This window comes from Sorangiineae bacterium MSr11367, assembly GCA_037157805.1.
GTDB classification, from domain to species: domain Bacteria; phylum Myxococcota_A; class Polyangia; order Polyangiales; family Polyangiaceae; genus Pendulispora; species Pendulispora rubella.
The window spans coordinates 4,488,465-4,507,861 of the sequence record CP089983.1 but is presented as its reverse complement, the minus strand read 5'-3'; the positions used below and the strand labels follow the sequence as shown (position 1 = coordinate 4,507,861).

15 protein-coding genes are annotated in these 19,397 nt (G+C 66.3%); 8 read left to right on the top strand and 7 right to left on the bottom strand.

The features are described from left to right. Positions 1-8: 8 nt before the first annotated feature. Positions 9-1,283 (bottom strand): adenylosuccinate synthase, encoded by a 1,275-nt coding sequence (locus LVJ94_18030; protein ID WXB09120.1) that lies wholly within the window; start codon positions 1,281-1,283, stop codon positions 9-11. 772 nt (positions 1,284-2,055) lie between these two features. Here LVJ94_18030 and LVJ94_18025 point away from each other — a divergent pair. Then, the gene (locus LVJ94_18025) at positions 2,056-2,895 is read left to right on the top strand and encodes an RNA polymerase sigma factor (GenBank protein WXB09119.1); all 840 of its coding nucleotides are present in this window, start codon (positions 2,056-2,058) and stop codon (positions 2,893-2,895) included. Between the two features lie 54 nt (positions 2,896-2,949). Continuing rightward, on the top strand, positions 2,950-3,636 hold the full coding sequence (locus LVJ94_18020) for an HAD hydrolase-like protein (GenBank protein WXB09118.1): 687 nt from the start codon (positions 2,950-2,952) through the stop codon (positions 3,634-3,636). Positions 3,637-3,780: 144 nt separating this feature from the next. Here LVJ94_18020 and LVJ94_18015 read toward each other — a convergent pair whose 3' ends face one another. The 3 genes from LVJ94_18015 to LVJ94_18005 form a co-directional block, all read right to left on the bottom strand. After that, the gene (locus LVJ94_18015) at positions 3,781-6,063 is read right to left on the bottom strand and encodes a sulfatase-like hydrolase/transferase (GenBank protein ID WXB09117.1); all 2,283 of its coding nucleotides are present in this window, start codon (positions 6,061-6,063) and stop codon (positions 3,781-3,783) included. An 11-nt stretch (positions 6,064-6,074) separates the two neighbouring features. Next, positions 6,075-7,022, bottom strand: coding sequence for a tyrosine recombinase XerC (locus LVJ94_18010; GenBank protein WXB09116.1), 948 nt, complete (start codon positions 7,020-7,022; stop codon positions 6,075-6,077). Positions 7,023-7,182: 160 nt separating this feature from the next. Continuing rightward, entirely contained in the window at positions 7,183-8,493 is a 1,311-nt protein-coding gene (locus tag LVJ94_18005) for an aminopeptidase P N-terminal domain-containing protein (GenBank protein ID WXB09115.1), read from the bottom strand. A 62-nt stretch (positions 8,494-8,555) separates the two neighbouring features. On the opposite strand from LVJ94_18005, the gene LVJ94_18000 reads away from it, so the two are divergent. The 5 genes from LVJ94_18000 (at position 8,556) to LVJ94_17980 (ending at position 15,444) form a co-directional block, all read left to right on the top strand. After that, positions 8,556-8,963, top strand: coding sequence for a hypothetical protein (locus LVJ94_18000; protein WXB09114.1), 408 nt, complete (start codon positions 8,556-8,558; stop codon positions 8,961-8,963). 28 nt (positions 8,964-8,991) lie between these two features. Further along, positions 8,992-9,528, top strand: coding sequence for a hypothetical protein (locus LVJ94_17995; protein WXB09113.1), 537 nt, complete (start codon positions 8,992-8,994; stop codon positions 9,526-9,528). 90 nt (positions 9,529-9,618) lie between these two features. Then, positions 9,619-10,005, top strand: coding sequence for a hypothetical protein (locus LVJ94_17990; GenBank protein ID WXB09112.1), 387 nt, complete (start codon positions 9,619-9,621; stop codon positions 10,003-10,005). Between the two features lie 11 nt (positions 10,006-10,016). Then, positions 10,017-13,052, top strand: a complete 3,036-nt coding sequence (locus tag LVJ94_17985; GenBank protein WXB09111.1) for a prolyl oligopeptidase family serine peptidase — start codon at positions 10,017-10,019, stop codon at positions 13,050-13,052. Positions 13,053-13,092: 40 nt separating this feature from the next. Beyond that, positions 13,093-15,444, top strand: coding sequence for a benzoate-CoA ligase family protein (locus tag LVJ94_17980; GenBank protein ID WXB09110.1), 2,352 nt, complete (start codon positions 13,093-13,095; stop codon positions 15,442-15,444). Between the two features lie 15 nt (positions 15,445-15,459). Here LVJ94_17980 and LVJ94_17975 read toward each other — a convergent pair whose 3' ends face one another. After that, positions 15,460-16,272 carry an isocitrate lyase/phosphoenolpyruvate mutase family protein gene (locus LVJ94_17975; GenBank protein ID WXB09109.1) on the bottom strand — a complete coding sequence of 271 codons (813 nt, stop codon included), beginning with the start codon at positions 16,270-16,272 and terminating at the stop codon, positions 15,460-15,462. A 112-nt stretch (positions 16,273-16,384) separates the two neighbouring features. Beyond that, a complete protein-coding gene (locus tag LVJ94_17970; protein WXB09108.1) occupies positions 16,385-17,983 on the bottom strand; it encodes a pseudouridine synthase in 1,599 nt (532 codons plus the stop codon). 30 nt (positions 17,984-18,013) lie between these two features. Here LVJ94_17970 and LVJ94_17965 point away from each other — a divergent pair, with 30 nt between their 5' ends. Further along, positions 18,014-18,367: a cupin gene (locus tag LVJ94_17965; protein WXB09107.1), complete on the top strand. Its 354-nt coding sequence runs from the start codon at positions 18,014-18,016 to the stop codon at positions 18,365-18,367. A gap of 7 nt (positions 18,368-18,374) precedes the next feature. Here the strand turns inward: LVJ94_17965 and LVJ94_17960 are convergent, their stop codons facing one another. After that, positions 18,375-19,379, bottom strand: a complete 1,005-nt coding sequence (locus tag LVJ94_17960; protein WXB09106.1) for an NAD(P)-dependent alcohol dehydrogenase — start codon at positions 19,377-19,379, stop codon at positions 18,375-18,377. Positions 19,380-19,397 lie beyond the last annotated feature (18 nt).

The following is a 19,397-nucleotide window of genomic DNA, read 5'->3' as shown; positions in this document are numbered from 1 at the left end:
AGCAAATACTAGCTGAATATTTTTTCGAGGAGGATGGTCTCGTCCCGTCGCTGCCCAACGCTGATGAGTACCACCTTGCAGCGCGTTTCCCGCTCGACGAACTCGATGTAGCGCTGCGCGGCAGGCGGAAGGTCGGCGATGGTGCGCGCCGCGGAGATGTCCTGGCCCCAGCCCGGGAGCGTCTCGTAGATGGGCTCCGCCAACTCGATGTCCTCCAGCGGGAACGAGGTGCGGGCGACGCCGCGAATGCGGTACCCCGTGCAGACCTTGATCTCCGGGAGGCCCGTGAGCACGTCCAACTTGGTGAGCGCGAGGCCATCGAGCCCGTTCACCCGTGCGGCGTAGCGGACGGCGCAGGCGTCGAGCCAGCCCGTACGGCGAGGCCGCCCCGTGACCGAGCCGAACTCCGCCCCGACCTTGCGCAAGCGCTCGCCCGTCTCGTCGTTGAGCTCCGTGGGGAAGGGTCCACCGCCCACGCGCGTGGAGTAAGCCTTGACCAGGCCGATCACCTTGCCAAGCCTGGTCGGGCCGACGCCCGTCCCGGTGGCCGCACCGCCCGCCGTCGAGTTCGACGACGTGACGAAGGGGTACGTGCCGTGGTCGATGTCCAGCAAGGTGCCCTGCGCACCCTCGAAGAGCACGTTCTTGCCGGCTTGGATGGCATCTTCGAGGAGCTCCGAGGCGTCGACCAGGAGCGGCACGATGCGCTCGCGAACGGCGTCGACGCCCTCCATCACCTTGGCCAAGGTGGGCAGCTCACCGCCGAGTGCCGCGACCGTGGGTTGCCACGCCTCGAGCGAACGACGGACGAGCTTCTCGGTGCGCGCCCGATCGCGGAAGGCCCCAAGCGGAACCCCGCGGCGGGCCATCTTGTCCTCGTAGCAGGGCCCGACCCCTCTCTTGGTCGTGCCGATGGCATCCGCCTGTTGCTCGCGCAATGTATCGACCACGATGTGGTACGGAAGGATCGCGTGAGCTCGCTCGCTCACCACTAGCTGCCCATCGGCCGCATAGCCGCGGCGCTGCAGTTCGTCGATCTCACCAATCAGGGAACTCGGGTCGATCGCCATCCCCTGCCCGAGAACGCAGCGCGTATGCGGCCGCAAGATGCCGCTCGGCACCAGCCGCACGATCACTTTGTCGTCGCCTACGACGAGGGTGTGGCCCGCGTTCGGACCCCCTGCGTAGCGCACCACGACCTCGGCGTGCTCGGTGAAAATGTCGACGATTTTGCCCTTACCCTCGTCACCCCACTGCGCCCCAACCACAACGACAGCACTCATTTCGCGGGAGCCTATCAACATCCCTCGCGCTTTGGGAGCGTCCAACACGCGAAACGCACGCGTTCCCGAGCCATCCAAGAGTTATGGCCCCATCACGATGCTTAGGGGCATCCACCCTGCGGCGTCGAAGCACGGGGCAGGTCAGGCAGACGCAAGCAGTGCTACGGAGGTGATCGCATCACGCGAGGCTCGCCCGAAAGGGGCAAGTGCGTGGCGATTTCGCCAGGGTGTGGCATTGTTGTACTCGCCAACGATGTTCGTCTGAGACGCGGATCGACGGTCTGCGACACGAACGACGGAACGGCTCAACTCGCGAAACGGCCTATATTTCTCGCGATTTGCGGACACCGAACGCGGCGGCGGCGCCCGTCTTCGTGAGGAACGCGACACGCGCGCGGGGGCGCTGCTACGGCTGACGCACAGTACGCCGGCGGCGACGCGGCGAAGCGAGGCCGATCGCTGCCTACGTTCAGCTCCGTACTCCCGAGCTGCCACCCCAACGCAAGCGAGCATGTCGGCTGAGGGCGATGCCATGGAGGGCCACGACGGGTGCACGCGGATTGCGAATCCATCGAGAATGATCGCGGTTTCGCATCGCTCCTGCGCACGAGCGTACCTGCTTACGCGGAGTGGTGAGGAGTCCCGAGTCCGCCTCGGCACGGGACTCGCATTCTCTTCCGCCGTGCTGACGACGGAATCGCGCAACGCGATCGTCGTTGTCGGTGCCGTCCCTAACGAGCCTTTGGCTCGCACCACTCTCCGAGGAACGACCATGGCATTTGCGATCGATCGCACCCTTCTCCGGCGCGCTGTCGACGGCGAGACGAGCGCCCTCAACTCGCTTGTACAGGAGCTACGGCCACACATCGAGCGGCAACTTCTCCGCTACCCGGTGGCCGATGAGGACCGGCGCGATCTACTACAAGCAACGTTGATGCAAGTCATCCGACGTCTCGGATCCTTCCGAGGCGATTCGAGCTTCTCGACATGGCTCTTTCGCGTCACCGCGAACGAAGCCCTCATGATGATGCGTTCACAGCGCCGTCACCGCGCTCGCCTGGTCGAAGGACTCGACCTCGAAGAGCTCGGCTCTCTGCCGGCGTCGAACGACGGTGAATTCGCCGCGCGCGGCGACATCGGCGCGGCCAACAGCGAGCGTGATCATCGCGTGCGCAATGCCCTCGAAGAATTGCCCGAGGACTACCGCAACGTCGTCGTCGCGCACTACCACATGGATCTCGGTCTGCAGGAAATCGCCGACCGATTCGAGCTGAGTGAGAGCGCGGTTCGTTCGCGCCTGCACCGCGCCCGCTCGCGGCTGCGCACGATGCTCGAGGCCACGCCACTCGCGGCGGAGGCCCGTGAGGAAGCAGCGCGTGCACGTCGCGCCCGTGTGAGCCGCCCGGCCGCAGCAGCGCCCGAGCAGGTCATCGAGGTCGCGCAAGAAGAGTTGGTCGCCGCAGCGGCGGCCGCTGCGATGGAGGCCGTGGCTTCGGCCGACGTCGTGGAGGCACCGCCGATCAGCACCGTCTCGGTCAACGAGGCTGCCGACGCCGAGTCGGCCGTTCCGGCCCCGGCCGCCAGCGGCCCGTCGCTCGAGAACGCAGCGTAAGCCTGGTTTAGGCTCTCGCATTCCAAGGGGGTGGGGGCGTGCTAAGGCTGGAGCGTGACCGCTCGCCAATTTGCTGCCCCCGAGGCCGTCCTTTTCGATCTGGACGGTACGCTGATTGATTCGCAGGCCGACATTGCCGCGGCCTGCAACCACGCCCTCGAGGCGCATGATCGGGCGCGATTGCCCGACAACGTGATTCGGACCTTCGTCGGAGATGGCGCGCGCGTGTTGCTCGCGCGCGCCTTCGGTGTTCGGCCCGATGCGCCCGAGCTGGAATCGCCTCTGGAGGCATTCCACGCGTATTACCGTGCGAACCCCGTGGTTCACACGACGCTCCTTCCGGGCGCGCGCGAGTCGCTCGACGCGGCCAGCGGGAAGAAGCGCATTCTGGCGACGAACAAGCCGCGCGAGACCACGCTTCGGGTCCTGGAGGCGTTGGGCATTCTCGGGGAGTTCGACGCCCTTCGCGGCGGCGGCGATGGTCCGCTGAAGCCGCATCCGTTCACGTTGCTCTCGGCGCTGAGCGAGGTGAACGTCGAGCCGTCGCGGGCCTGGATGGTCGGCGATGGTCCGCAAGACGTGGGCGCCGGCAAGGCCGCCGCCTGCGCGGCCACCATCGCGGTGCTCGAAGGCTTCGTGCCGCCCGCACGCCTTTACGCCGCAGGCCCCGACGTGGTCCTCAAGTCGCTGCACGAGCTGCCCGCGCTTTTGCGCGACGGCGCCTCGCTCTCGGCGGTGTAAACGCAGAGAGATTTACAGGAAGACGGGAAGACGGGAAGACGGGAAGGAAGAGAGGATTTGGGGGGGGTTCCATTGGCTCAGTGGGCCGATTGAAATCCCAAAAACCTTCCCGTATTCCCGTCTTCCTGTGAATTCTCGATTCTTCTAGGGCTCCGGCTTCACGTCGATTTCCTTCATGCGGGCGCGCTGCGCCTGCAGGGCCTCGTACATGGGGCGGAACTTCGATTTGTCCTCGGCGAGATCTTCTTTCTCGTCGGGATCGGACGACAGATCGAACAGGCTGTAGTTGCTGCCGCCGAAGTGAATCAACTTCATCCCGGGCGTCGGCCCATGGATGATCGCGCGCCGCATCCCCGTATAAGGTCCGATGGGCATGTCCACGTACACGTCCCGCTCCGGGAAAGATGCACCCGGTTTCGAGGCGAGATCGGCCCACATGCTCTGGCCCGAGAGCTCCCCCGACGGCGCCTCCACGTGCATGATATCGAGCAGCGTAGGTACCACGTCGATGGCACCTCGTTTGACCGGTACGTGGTGCGGTGTGAGGCCGGGCACGTAGACGAGAAGGGGCACGCGAACGAGCACTTCCCAGATCTCGTGACCGTGCCAGTTCATATGGTGCTCGCCGAATGCTTCGCCGTGATCCGAGGTGACCACGACGGCGGTGCGCTTGCCCCAAGGCTGCGCGGCAATGGCGTCGAGTACCCGCCCGATGTGGTGATCGACGAACCACACCTCGCCGTCGTAGGCGCCCTTGTTGATCTTGCCCGGGCTCTTCGTGCCCTCGGGTACGAAATTGGGCGCCCCCTCGTGCGCGGCGTACTGCGCATGCGGGTCGAAGTAGTGAAGCCACATGAAAAAGCGGCCCGAGGTGTTTTCCGGCTTGGCCAATAGCTTGAGGGCGGCGTCGCTCAGTTCCTTGCTGGTGACCGAGGTGTCGGTGTCGCCCTGCCCCGTCGCGGGCTTGGCCGACGTATCCCACTCGTCCATGCCCTGCGTCAGGCCGCTGCGTGGGGTGAAGTACCAGTGCGAGGCCGCGCCGAAGGTGCGGATGTGCGCTTGCTGGAAGCGCTCCGCGATGAGGACGTTGCCCTTTTCGTAGGTGTTGAAGTGCGAGCCGTTGCGAAGCGTCTCGCTCGGGTACTTGCCAATGAGCAGCGGGCCGAGGCTCTTTCCCGTGTACGACGCAAACGAGTACGCGTGATCGAAGACGACGCCCTTCTCGGCCAGCTTGTCCAAGTTCGGCGTGACCGGCTTGTCGTAGCCCATGAAGCCGAGATCGGGCCGGAGGGTGTCGACGGTGATGAAGACGAGGTTCAACCCCTCGGGAAGCGCGGTCTTGGTGGCGCTGTTGGTGGAATCTGCGCTGGCCGGTGTGGTCACGGGCGCGGCCAGCGGTGTGTCGCTGCCCGAGCAGTCCTCGTCGATGCCGTTGCCGGGGATGTCGATGGCCAGCGGTGAGCGATTGCGATCGCGGTCGTCGCAGTCGCCGCCGCCGAAGTAGGCCGACGCCCCGTCGTGGTCGCGGTCCGTGGCCTTGCGCAAGACGGCGAGCGCGATGCCGCCGAGCGGAGCATTGCGCTCGAGGCTGCGCGTGACCTGTGGCGCGTCGTTGAGGGCGCGGGCCTCGCGGACGGTGATGCCGAGCGGGGCGAAGGCCACGAGGGCCGCGGCGACCCAGCGAAGAGCGCTGACCTTGCGCCGGGCCAGCGCGATGGGCGCGGTGTAGGCGCCCGCGCTGATGGCGAGAAGATCGACCACCGGGCGCAAGTCCAACTCGGCGCGTTTGAGCACGCCGAAGATGCCCAGGGCCCCGCCCCCTTCCCCGCCGGTGTCCCCGGCCGAGATGCCGATGGCCAGCACCGCCAGGGAGGCGAGGAGCGCCAACCCTCCGGTGGCCACCGGATCGATGAGCCAAGGTTGTTTCGCCGCCCCCGTCGCAAGCACGCGCCGGAGCGGCGGCACGAACGACAGCGCCACCGACGCCAGCCCGGCGAGGAGGACCATGCCCGCGAGCGCGAGCTCCATGCCCACCTCGAGGGCGGCGCCGCGCCCGAGGAGCTGCCGCGCAAGGTTCGCCAGGAGGACGAGCCAAAAGAGGCCCACGAAGACGGCCAGCGGCGACATGGCCGCCGTGCGCGAGCGCATGAGCACCGGCTGGGCGCGCAGAGTGGCCAGGTGCTCGCGCCAGGAGTACGGGCGATCCGGCTCGAGGAAGGACATGAGGACGCCCAGCCCGGCAGCCACGAACAGCGCGACGGGCAGAAGGACCGCCGCGTCCGCGAAAAACAGGTCCGCGTAGCGCGGGGCATTGGCGCCGGTGCCTGCGGAGAAGCACGAGCGCGCTTCCATGGCCGCCACCAGCACGGCCGCAGCAGCCCCGCCCGCAAGCGCGACGGTGAGCCGTTTGAACCAAGCGAGAAGCATCGGCTGCTTAGTTAGTCCGTTTCGTGGCTTCCGCGAAGCGCCTTCCGCGCGCGGGCGAGCGGATGCGCGGCGTCGTAGACCTTCATCAAGTGGTCCATCGAGACGTGCGTGTACCGCTGCGTGGTGGAAAGCGAGGAGTGCCCGAGGATCTCCTGGATGGCGCGCAGGTCGGCACCGCCCTCGAGAAGGTGCGTGGCGCACGTGTGGCGCAGGGCATGCGGGAACAGATCGGCCCGCCCCGCCCCCAGGGCCCCGTATTTGGAAACGGCGCGCTCGATGGCGCGCACGCCGAGCTTCGCGCCGCGCGTGCTGACGAAGACGGCGTGGGGATCGATGTGCTGGGTGCGACGATGCCGCAGGTCCCCGCGCACCGCCAGGTACGCGGCCAGCGCCTCCACGCATTTGCGCCCGAGCGGCACGTAGCGCTCCTTCGAGCCTTTGCCGAGGACCCGCGCGGTCGCGCCCGGCAGATCCAACTGGTCCAGGGTGAGGCCCGAGGCTTCGCTCACGCGCAGCCCGGACCCATAGAGCAACTCGAGCAGCGCCGTATCGCGCTTGCCCACGGCGTCCGAAGTATCGGGTGCCTCGACGACCTGCTTGGCCGCATCGACGGAGACGAAGGTCGGCAGCGGCTTACGCACTTTCGGGCTGGCCAATTCGTCGGCGGGGCTCTTCTCGAGGATGCCGCGCCGTCGCATCCACCGCATCCACGTGCGCAGGGCCGCAAGCTTCCGCGACATGGAGTTCGGCGTCACCGTGCGCGCCAGCTGTCCGAGCCACCCGCGCAGGAGGTAGACGTCGACCTCCTCGATGTTCGATTTCTTCTCGCCGTGCCGCTCACGGAAAAACGTGACCAGCGTGCTCAAGTCACGCCGGTACGCCGCCACGGTGTGCGGCGACGCACGCCGTTCGTCCCGAAGGTGCGCGATGAAGCCGTCCAGCGCGTCGTCGATTTCCATAGGGTTTAGGGGTTAGGGTTTAGGGTTTAGGGGGAGATCAGAGCCTAGCGGCTACCCCGCAAGTTGGAAAATCTCGTGCTCAAAATCCCCGTCCTCTCCCTTCTTCCCTACCCTCTCCCCTCTCCTTCTTCCCTAAACCCTAAACCCTAAACCCTAAACCCTATCCCCTGCACACCCGCTCCACGTCCTCGGGCAGCTTGGGGATGGCTTCGCTCAGGACCACGGGGCCGTTCTCGGTGATGAGAATGTCGTCCTCGATGCGGACGCCGATGGAGCGCCATTCGGGGGCGACGTTCGCGAAGTCCTTCGATAGGTAGATGCCCGGTTCCACGGTGAGGACCATGCCCGGTGCGAGCGGGCGGGGCTTGCCGTCGACGTAGTATTGACCCACGTCGTGCACGTCCATGCCGAGCCAATGGCTGGTGCGGTGCATGTAGAACGGCTTGTGTTTCTCTTCCTCGATGAGCTTTTCCGGCTCTCCGGTGAGCAAGCCGAGCTTCACCAGGCCGCGTGTGATGCCGGCGACGCTTTGCTTGTGCACGTCGTCGACGTTGGCGCCCACACGGCAGGCCGAAATGGCCTCGAGCTGCGCCTCCAGGACCACGTCGTAGATGGCCCGCTGCTCGCGCGAGAATGTGCCCGAGACCGGAAAGGTCCGCGTCACGTCGCTGGCGAAGTACTCGTACTCGCAGCCTGCATCGATGAGCAAAAGCTCGCCCTCCTGCATGGTGCGGTCGTTGGCCACGTAATGAAGGATGGCCGCGTTGTGGCCCGAGCCCACGATGCTCTGGTATGCCACCCGCTTGGCCCCGCGCCGGCGGAACGTCTCCAGCAGCACCCCCTCGATCTCGGCTTCGTTCATCCCCGGCCGCGCCGTCGCCATGGCCTTCACGTGCGCCTCGCCGGTGATGGCCAGCGCCTTGCGCATGCTCGCGAGGTCGTCCTCCGTCTTCACCAAGCGCTGCTCGTGAAGCAAGCTGGCGAGATCCACGATCTCGCTGGGGTAGTAGAACGGGCTGCGCCCGCGCATCATCCCGCGCTCGATCGCCGCGAAAATCCGGCTATCCAAGGTGCGGTTGCGCCCAAGGCGGTAGTAGAGGCGGCGCTGATTCTGGAAGAGTTTGATCAGATGGGTATCCAGCTCGGCCAACGCAAACGCCTCGTCGGCGCCGTAGTCGGATTTGGCGCCTTCGACCCCGGCGCGCGGGCCATCCCAAGTTTCCCGCTCGGGATCGCGCGGGCGCACGAATAGGGTCGTCTTGCGCTCGCGCGTCGCCATCACCAGGACGGCGTCCGGCTCATCGAAACCGGTGAGGTAGTAAAAATCGGAATCTTGGCGAAACGGATGCTCCGTGTCGTTGTTGCGCAATTGCGGCTGCGCGGCCGGAACCACCGCCACCGCGTCCTCGCCCCGCTCTTGGGCCATCCGGTCGAACAAATCTTCGCGACGACGACGAAAACTCTCGCGCATCAACGTCTCCTAGCCCCTTCTGAAAAGTTGGCCCACATCTACCCACAGACGAAACTCACCCCATGCTCCAGACCGAGGACCGCCGTCGTAAGCGTAGCTCCGATCCGCTCATTGCCCTTCACTACCAGCTTTCCCATGCGCGAAGCGACGGTTCCCTCGAAACCCTCGTGCTCGCCGATCCGTCGGGGGTGGTGGTGGCCGGGGCCGGCTCATGGGCGGCCTGCGAAGAGCTCGCGGCGTACGCACCTCTCTTTGCTCGCATCCCCCGCCCGGAGACCCAGAGCAGCACAGAGGACGGTTCGATGTCGCGAATCCTGGCGATGCGAAGCGAAGTCGAGGTCCGTGAGCTGATGATCTCCGGCCAGAACGTTTTTCTATGCGCCCGCGGCCACGTGGAAGGCGGAGCAGCAGCTACGTTGGCGATGGATCACGCAGCCCAAGGCATCTCACGCATTCTCTCCGCCGCGTAGAGGTGCTACTCCCTGTCGCGGGTGAGCGATGGGTGAGAACGATCAGGGCGAGCGTGGGGGGGGAGGCAGCAGCCGGCGACGTCGGCTCGAAGGTGTCATCCCTGATTTGATAAAGCGGGCCGTGGAGATCGGCGTCGAAAAGGCCGCCGAGGCTCCGGATACCGTGAAGCACATCATGAGCGAGCTCAAGCTGCCAAAAGGCATGGCGGGCTACGTACTTGCTCAAATCGATGAGACGAAGAACGGCGTCGTTCGAGTCGTGGCCAACGAGGTCCGCGATTTTCTCGAGCACACGAACTTGGCAGGCGAGGCGCAGAAGATCCTGACGTCGCTGCAGTTCGAGGTGAACACGACGATTCGGTTCCGTCCCAACAGCGGCTCCCGGGACAGCCGCGACGGTCGCGACAAAAGCGACAAGAGCGAAGACTCGGACGCGCCAGAAGAAAACGACGACTCCTCGGGCGAGGATGGCCCCCTTGCCAATTTGCCCAAACCCGAGGTGAAGACGGACATCTACGTTAAGCGCGAGGAGCGGCGAGAACGCCGCACGCGTTCAAAGGAATGACGAGGAATGACGAAAGTCGCACGCGCCGGCGGAGAAATAGACAGCTACTGCACGAAATGTCGTCTCGTGCTCAACCACCGAGTCATCGCCATGGTCGGGCCCCGACCGGTGAGGGTCGAGTGTTCCACGTGTGGCTCGCATCACAACTATCGACCGCGTGCTCCAGGCGACAAGGGCGAGCCGACGGTCCGCAGCCGAGCGAGCGGTATCTCGTCCCCCCGCCCCGCTCGGGTGTCGGGCGCTGCGCGCGCAGAGCAAGCCAAAGTGTCACGCGAGCAGACGTGGGAGAAGGCCATCGCCGGTCGCGGTGTGTCGGACTTCCGCCGCTACAACGTGGCGCAGACCTTCCAAGAAGGCGATTTGATTCGGCACGCGAAATTCGGCGACGGTGTCGTCACACGTGTTCTGGACCCGCGCAAGGTGGAGGTTCTCTTCCGCGATGAGCCGCGAACGCTGGCACAAGGCATGATCGAGTGATTTAGTTAACTGTGCACGAGCTGCTGAAGGTGCGGAAAGCGCGGGTCATCCCGTTCGTGGCCCTGCTGGCGATTGGTGGTAGCGCCGCAGGCATTTCTCCGCTCGGCATCTCGCGCGCGCAACCGTCGACCGCAGGCGCAGGACCCACAGCTACCGGGGCCGCGGCCGGGTCGACGGCTCCGGTTGCAGGACCGACGCGGATGGCCCCGGGTGCCGATGGCAGCCTCGGGGCCTGGTTGTTTCTGGGGCCGTTCCGCTCGGCGACGTTCGTTCCCAAGGGAACGCCGGTACCGGTGGGTGTGGACGCCCTGGCGGTGCCGCCGCCCGGCATCGACGAGAAGGCGCTGTCGCCGGAGCTCGGACGCGTCGGCGGCTTTGCGCGATGGACCTTGGGATCGAGCGCGGACGGGCCCATCGATGTGCTCAAGGCGCTGGGTCCACGCGAGGGCAACGTCATCGGGTATGCCGGCGGCACGCTGCACGTGGAGCAGACGGGGCGCTACTACTTGCTCGTGGGCGCCGACGACGGCATCCGCGTGAACATCGACGGCAAGCCCGTGCTTTCGCGCGACGAACCGCGCCCCGAGCGCGACGACGACGATCTGGTCGCGCTCGATCTGACGGCCGGCGATCACCCGATCCTGATGAAGCTGCATCAACGCGACGGAGGCTGGGCGCTGCACGTGCGCCTCGTCGATGCGCAGCTCGCGCCGCCGGCGGGCGCCTACGTGACGCTGCCGGGAACGACGGTCAACGATACGCGCGCCCTTGCCTCGAAAATGTCGTCCGTGTCCATCGACCGCGGGGTGCGCGGCGATGGGTACCACCCGCGGCTCACCGTGCGCTTCCCGGAGGGAACCCCGCTGGGCGTTCCCCTCCCCGTTCGCACGCGTCTTTTGCCGGGGCTCTTCGACGTGCAGGCCGGGGCGATGGCGCCGGAGCTCGGCGAGCTGACGATCACGCTGCCGGTGCTTCGTCCCGACGAGGCGAAGTTCGAGGATCAGGATCTCAACTTCGAGACCACGGTCGGCGAGCGCACGGTACGCACGCCGTTCGCACCGCGGCACGTGGTGCGCGAGGCGATTGCCCATGCCGATCGCACCTTGGCATCGCTCGCGGCGCCGCCCAGCTCGGGGGAGCCTCTCTTGCCGCCATCGTGGCTGAAACGCGGCACCGTCGAGACCGTGACGCACCTGCGCGATCGCTTGATGAACTACACCTCGCGCGGGGACAGCGATCTGGAAATCCAGCGCGAGGAGGCCGCGGAGCTCGATGCGGCCGTGACGATGCTCGACAAGAAGGTCGACCCGTACGCGAGCCGCACGGGCCCGCAGCGGCGCGCGTACCTGGCGCCGGAAGATGGGCACCTGTCCGAATACGGCCTTTACGTTCCGCCGAGCTACAAGCCGGGAACGACGCGGAAGTACCCGCTCATCGTGATCATGCACGGGCTCAATGGAAAGCCATTGGCCATTTTGCGCGTGCTCTTCGGATTGGACGATCAACAGCACGATTCGGAGTGGAAAGACCGGCACGCGATGTCGCCGACGTACATGGGATTTCCACCCCTCGAGGCCTTCGTGGTGGCGCCCAATGGGCACGGCAATACGATGTACCGCCACCTGGGCATGGTGGACGTGATGCAGGTCATCGACGAAGTGACGTCCCTGTATCCCATCGATCCCACGCGGGTCACCGCCACCGGTCCTTCGATGGGCGGCAGCGGCTCGGCGGCATTGGCCCTGCGACACCCGGATATGTTCGCCGCGGCGGCCCCGTTGTGCGGGTACCACAGTTACTTCGTGCGCCGCGACTTCGTGGGCAAGCCGATCCGCCCCTGGGAGCGCGCACTCGCATCGGAGCGCTCCAACTCGGAGTGGGCCTTCAATGGGAAGGATTTACCGCTGTTCGTGGTCCACGGCACACTCGATTGGCCGGAGATCAACAGCGGTGTGCTGATTCAACGATACGAGGAGCTCCAATACTCGATTATCCACGAGCACCCCAAATTGGGGCACAACGTGTGGGCCACGACGTACGAAGGTTTCAAAGGCGCGAACTGGCTGCTGAGCAAGACGAAGAACCTGCACCCGGCATCGATTCGATTCCGCACCGCGCGGCTGCGCGAAAATACGAATGCGTGGTTGCACATTCAGGAATTCACCGCGCCCGATGTGTGGGGCGAGGTCGAGGCGCGGGTAAAAGGCCGCACGGCGTTCGAGGTGATGACCAAGGGCGTGGGCGCGCTGTCGCTGGATCGCGATGAAAAGCTGGTCGATGCGCAAAAGCCCATCACGGTGGCCATCGATGGGAGCACGCTGACGTTCGGGCCGGCGGATCCCCTGGAGATGCATCGCGAGGGCGCCGCGTGGAAGGCCGGCGAACGCGAGCGGCCGAGCGACAGCGTGTTCAAACACGGCAAGATCACCGGGCCGTTGCGCGATGTCTTTCACGAGCCGCTGCTCTTCGTGTACGGCTCGGAGGATCCGACGCAGACGCGCGCGAACGAAGAGGTCGCCCGGGCCTGGGCCCGTGTGAGCGGCGGGGTGGAGGTTCGTTACCCCATCCTGAGCGATACGGAGTTTTTCGCGAAGGGCGAAGTGCTGGCCAATTCGAGGGCGCTCTTTTTGGTGGGGAATGCGAAGTCCAATCGGGTGGTTCGCAGCCTGGAATCGGATTTCCCGATTCGCATCGATGGCGACACCGTGCTCGTGGGCGACAAGGTATTCAAAGGCAATCAGCTTGGCGCGGCGTTCATTCGCCCCAATCCCAAACGTGCGGACCGCTACGTGGTGGTCGTGGAAGGCGTGGATGCCTTGGGAACCTGGCGCTCGCTTTCGCTGCCCGACTTGATTCCGGATTTCGTGGTGTACGACGAGAAGGTTGCGCCGGCGCGCGGGCAGGTTCTCTTGAACAACGGTGCCGTCCTGGCGGCTGGGTTCTTCCGCAACGATTGGTCCATTCCGGCCACCATGGGAGATCCTTTGGCTCGCAGCGCGCGCCCGGCGGCACGAACCGAACATGACGCGACGCCGTATCTCCCCTAGGGGTTAGGCATTAGGGGTTAGCGGAGAGAAAATTGGGCCTATGCTCTCGAGCATGGGCGTCCCCGCGATCGAGTTTCCCCGTCAGTACAACGCGGCCGTGGACCTGGTGGATCGGCATCTTGCCGAAGGGCGGCGGGAACGCATCGCTTTTCGCGATGAGCACGGGGCGCTGACGTACGGCGAGCTCGCTCGGGAAGTGAACCGCGCGGGGAATGCGCTGTTGGCGCTGGGCATCGAGCCCGAGCAGCGGGTGATGTTGCTTCTGCAGGATACGACCGACTTTCCCGTCGTGTTCCTCGGCGCCCTCAAAGCCGGCATCGTCCCCATTCCGGTGAATACACTGCTCACGCCGGCCGATTACGAGCACATGCTGATCGACAGTCGGGCGCGCGGCTTGGTGGTCAGCGAGTCGTTGCTTCCAAAGGTCGAAGTGGCGATGGCGCGTGCGCCACGCCTGCGCCATGTCCTCGTGTCGCGGGCTCCCGAGGGAAATCTCCGGCACGAGCGGCTCGACGCGCATCTCGCCGCCGCATCGGACGAGCTCGAGGCTTTCCCGACGACGCCGGACGACGTCGCATTCTGGCTCTATTCCTCGGGCTCCACCGGCGCCGCCAAAGCGGCCATGCACCTGCACGCACACTTGATGCGGACGGCGAAGCTCTATGCCCAAGGGGTACTGGGCATTCGCGAGGACGATGTCGTCTTCTCCGCGGCGAAGCTCTTTTTTGCCTATGGCCTGGGCAATGCGCTCACCTTCCCTCTTTCGGTCGGCGCCACGGCGATCCTCATGGCCGAGCGGCCCACGCCCGCCTCGGTCCTGCGCACCTTGCGCGAGCACCAGCCGACCATCTTCTGCGGTGTGCCCACGTTGTTCGCGGCGATGCTCGCCGACACGACCCAGGGAGGGATCACGCGCGCGGTGGCGTCGCGTGCGCTGCGCATCTGCGTGTCCGCGGGTGAGGCATTGCCGAAGCACGTCGGCGAAGCATGGCGCGAGCGCATGGGGACGGACATCCTCGACGGCATCGGGACGACGGAGCTTTTGCATATTTTTCTATCGAATCGCCCCGGCGACGTTCGCTACGGAACATCAGGCAAGCCGGTGCCGGGCTACGAGATCAAGCTGCTCGACGACGACGGGCGGCCCGTGCCCGCGGGAGAGGAAGGCTCGCTCTGGGTGAAGGCGCCGTCGGCGGCGACGGCGTATTGGAACCAGCGCGATCCGAGCATGGCGACGTTTCAGGGGCCTTGGACGCGCACGGGCGACCGCTACGTGCACGATGCCGAGGGCTATTTCACGTACCTCGGGCGCTCGGACGACATGCTCAAGGTGGGCGGCATCTGGGTGTCACCCTTCGAGGTGGAATCGGCGCTGGCGCAGCACGAGGCGGTGCTCGAGGCGGCGGTGGTCGGGCATACGGATGGGGACCGGTTGGTGAAGCCCAAGGCGTACGTGGTGCTCCGCGAGGGGCATGCAGCCAGCGAGGCGCTGGAGAACGCACTGAAGGACTTCGTGAAGAGCAAACTTGCACCTTACAAGTATCCGCGCTGGGTGGAGTTTCTCGCCGATTTGCCGAAGACCGCGACGGGAAAGATCCAGCGATTCCGTTTGCGGGCCAAGCGAAGCACCATCGTTGCGGGCGGGCATCGGCTCGAGGTCGAGCGGCACGCCCTGGGTTCCGGCGATCAGCCGGTGCTCGTGTTTTTGCACGAGGGGCTCGGGAGCATCTCGCTCTGGCGGGACTTCCCGGAGGCCCTGGCACGGCGCACGGCGCGCGACAGCGTGGTGTACAGCCGTTGGGGCTACGGCGGCTCGGATCCGGTGGCCCTTCCGCGACCGCTGACGTACATGCACGACGAGGCGGCGGTGCTGCCCGAAGTGCTCGACGCCTGTCAGATCGAGAAAGCCATTTTGGTGGGCCATAGCGACGGCGGCTCCATTGCCTTGCTGCACGCCGCGAGCGAGCAGGCCCGGGGCCGGGTGGTGGGGTTGATCTTGGAGGCGCCGCACGTCTTTTGCGAAGACGTCTCGGTGCGCAGCATCACGGAAGCGCGAACGCAGTACGAAGAGAGCGATCTGCGCGAGCGGCTCATGAAGCATCACGGAGACAACGTCGACGGGGCCTTTTGGGGCTGGAACCGAGCATGGCTCGATCCGGAGTTCCGCAAGTGGAACATCGAGGCGGTCTTGCCGAACATCGAAGTACCGGTGTTGTTGCTCCAGGGCGCAAACGACGAATATGGGACGCTGGCTCAATTGGACGCCATCGAGCGCCAGGTGAAAGGGCCGGTCACGCGTCGCGTGCTCGACGAGTGCGGACATAGTCCACACCGGGATCAGAGGGACACGACGCTGGAAGCGATGGCGCGCTTCATTGGCGGTGCAACCTAGAGGTGGCCGCGGGGCTCATGGCTTGGCAAAGAAGCCGTTCATCACGTGGTAGTTCAGTTCGCAACGCTCGAACGCGGAATACGTTCCTGATTCGAGAAATTCGATGCATGCGCGGCGGGCGGCATCGAACGCGACTTCCGCGAAGCGCCCGGCCGTGGTCAACCGCCGCACACCGAGACGGCGAAGCTCCGCAACGGGAGGGAGCTTGGGAAGGGCGGCGAACAGATTGAGCGGAAGGGACGTGCCGCGCGCGACGGCTTCGATGTGGTCCGGGTTGGAGAGACCCGGTACGAACAATCCATCGGCCCCGGCATCTTGATAGATTTTGGCGCGCGCCAGGATCTCGTCCACCTCTTGCTCCGGCCGACGCGTCCGATGGAGCACGACGTCGGTGCGCGCGTTGATGAAGAGGGGCACGCCGAAACGGAGTGCCGCACGACGGGCGACGGCGATGCGTACGCCCAGCTCGTTGGCAGGTCCGAAGCCGTCTTCCAAGTTGATGCCCACGGCGCCGACGTCGAGGATGCGGGTGACCGACGCGGCCACGTCGTTTGGCGTTTCGCCGTAACCTCTTTCGAAGTCGACGGAGACCGGGATCGATACCGACCGCGTGATGCCTCGAACGACGGTGGTCAGCGCATCGAGTGAGATTTTCTCACCGTCCGCAAAGCCGAGTGCCCAAGCGACCGCGCAGCTCGTGGTCGCGATGGCCTTTGCGCCGCTGGCTTCGAAAATCTTGGCACTCGCGGCGTCCCACGCGTTGGGAATCGATAAGAACTCACCCGGCGCGTGGAGAGATTGAAACGCAGCGGCTCGTGAAATCTGCACGGGATTCGCCATCGAACGTGACCTCCGGATGCAGGGGTAGAAGCGCGGCCTGACATCGAAAAGGTCCACTTTGCGATAAGCGTGATGTGCCACCCATCGCCGCCCAGCGGAACTAGCGGCGGGGGCGGCGGGGGCGGGGCTCCGCCGGGGAAGGCCGGCTGGAAGCCGGCGGACCGCCGGCAGGATGCCGGCGCTCCATGGGCGGGCGGCCCTTCGGGTGGTGCTCTTTTGCGGGGCGCTCGCGCGAGGTGCGGTCGGTGGGGCGGCGCTCGCGTGACGTGCGGTCGCTTGCGGGGCGCTCACGCGACGCGCGGTCGCTCGAGGGGCGGCGCTCGGTGGAAGGGCGCTCCCTTCCAGGACGCTCGCGTGACGCGCGCTCGTTCGTCGGGCGCTCTCTCGCGGCGCGGTCGTTGAACGGGCGCTCACGCGACGCGCGCTCGCTCGAGGGGCGGCGCTCGGTGGAAGGGCGCTCCCTTCCAGGACGCTCGCGTGACGCGCGCTCGTTCGTCGGGCGCTCTCTCGCGGCGCGGTCGTTGAACGGGCGCTCGCGCGGGCCGCGGTCGCTCGAGGGGCGGCGCTCGGTGGTGGGGCGCTCCCTTGCGGGGCGCTCGCGTGACGCGCGCTCGTTCGTCGGGCGCTCCCTTGCGGCGCGGTCGTTGAACGGGCGCTCGCGCGGGGCGCGGTCGCTCGAGGGACGGCGCTCGGTGGTGGGGCGGCGGGACGGCTTCTCGAAGGTGCGGTCGATGGCTTCGCGGATGTGGGAGCCGTCGGGCGAACGGGAGGCTCGCGTGGGGCGCTCTTCGCGATCGTGGGGGCGGGAGGCGCGTTGCGGGCGCTCGGGGCGCGGGGCGCGTGACACTCCGGCCTTGCGGCCGTCGTGGGTCTCGTTCCGAGACTCGGCGCGGCCGTGGCGATCGGTGGTGGGGGCGCGCGCGGGGCGCTTGGTGCGGCTCTCGAGGACGGCGGTGGGGAGCGTGGGGAGCTTCTTGGGAACGCCGTATTCCTTGCGCAGATCCATGAGCTCGTCGCGGGTCAAATGCCGGAAGTCACCCGGGCGGAGGTTCTCGCTGCTGATGCCCGCGAACGAGATGCGCGCGAGGCGCATCACGGGAAAGCCGGTCGCCTCGCCCATGCGGCGGATTTGCTGGTTGCGGCCCTCGCGGATGGTCAGCTCGAACCACGTCTTTCCGTCCTCGTGACGGTGGAACACCAGATCGGCCGGGCGCGTCATGCCATCGTCGAGGCGCACGCCTTGGGCCCAGCGCTCGAGATCCTTCTCCTGCATCTCGCCGACGACCTTCACCACGTACGTCTTCGGCACCGACTTGCGTGGATGCAAAAGAGCGTCGGAGAAATCGCCATCGTTCGTCGCCAGGAGCACCCCGCTCGTCGCGAAGTCGAGGCGGCCCACGGAATAGACGCGGCCGGGAACGCGCCCGAGGTAATCTTTGACGGTGGGCCGCCCTTCGGGATCGCTCATCGTGGAGACGACGCCGCGCGGCTTGTGCAGCACCACGTACACGAGGGGCTCGGCGATGACGCGCTTGCCATCGACCTCGATCTTGTCCTGGATCGGGTCGGCTTGGGCGCCCAGCTCGGTGACGATGCGGCCATTGACGCGCACCCGCCCCGCCGAAATCAGCTCTTCGGCCTTCCTCCGGGAGGCGAGTCCGCCCCGTGCCAAGATTTTCTGAAGACGGTAGGTAGCCATGCGAGCCGCTTTCTCTTATGAATTTCCACCATGCGTCGCGTGGAAAAGCCTTGGGGGTACGAAATCATCTGGGCCGAGGCCGAACGTTATGTAGGCAAAATTCTGCACATCAATGCCGGCCAGCGGTTGTCGCGTCAGTACCACAATCGGAAGGAGGAGACCTTTCTCATCCAAGACGGCGAGATGGATCTGGAAATCGGCCAAGGCGCCGACATCAAGACCATCCGGATGAAGAAGCTCGACACCTACCACTGCCTGCCAAAGACCATCCACCGCATGGTCGCGGTGACGGACGTGGACGTCGTCGAAGTCTCCACCAACGACCTCGACGACGTCGTCCGATTGGAAGACAGCTACGGCCGCGAAGGCACGAACAACCCGTAGCGTCTCGTTACACGAGAGAAATCGCCACTTTACCGAAGACGTCGCCGCTGGCGAGGCGTTCGAACGCCTCGCCCGCCTTGTCCAGCGGGAAAACGCTGTCGATCACGGGGCGAACGTCGTGCACTTTGATGGCGCGCGCCAGCGCCTCGAAGGTTCGACGGCTGCCCACCCCCAGCGGATGCAAGGTCGTCTTGCGGACGAACGCGGTGGCCAAGTCGAAGTGGCCCGTTCGGCCGGCCACGTAACCCGCGAGGCTGACCGTGCCGCCCACGCGTGCGGCACGGATCGAGCGCGTGAGGCCCTCGCCGCCGGCGACATCCACCACGTGGTCGGCGCCTTGGCCGCCGGTGAGCTCGAGCACGACCTTGTCCCATTCCGGTTCGGCCCGGTAGTCGATGCCGTGGGCCGCGCCCAGCGCGAGGGCCCGATCGAGCTTGGCCCGCTGGCTCGAGGTGACGATGACCTGCGCCCCGGCCATCTTGGCAAACAGCAGCGCGAACAGCGACACGCCGCCCGTACCTTGGACGACCACCGTGTCGCCGGGCACCACGCGACCCGAGACGAAGAGCGCATCCCACGCCGTCACGGCCGCGCAAGGCAACGTCGCCGCCTCCACGTCGCTCAAGTTCGACGGCGCACGCACCGCCGCGTGCTCGTCCACCACGACGTACTCGGAAAGGACGCCGTCGCGTGGCCATCCCAGCCTCCCCGCGCGCGCCTCGGCGGTAGGTTGCCCATCGATCCAATCGGGGAAGAACGTGGGCGATACGCGCTGGCCCACGGCAAAGCGCGACACCTTGGCGCCGACGTCGACCACCTCCCCGACCCCGTCGGACAATGGAATGAGAGGCTCCTGGTTGCCGTGCGCACCGCGCACCACGTCGATGTCGCGGAAGTTCAGGGAGACGGCGCGCATGCGCAGCAGGAGCTGGTGCGCGTCGGGCTTGGGCACGGGACGCTCTTCGAGGGTGAGGCCGTCGAAGCCGCGCCCGTTGGAAATCACGATTTTCATGCTCCCGAATGTGTGCGC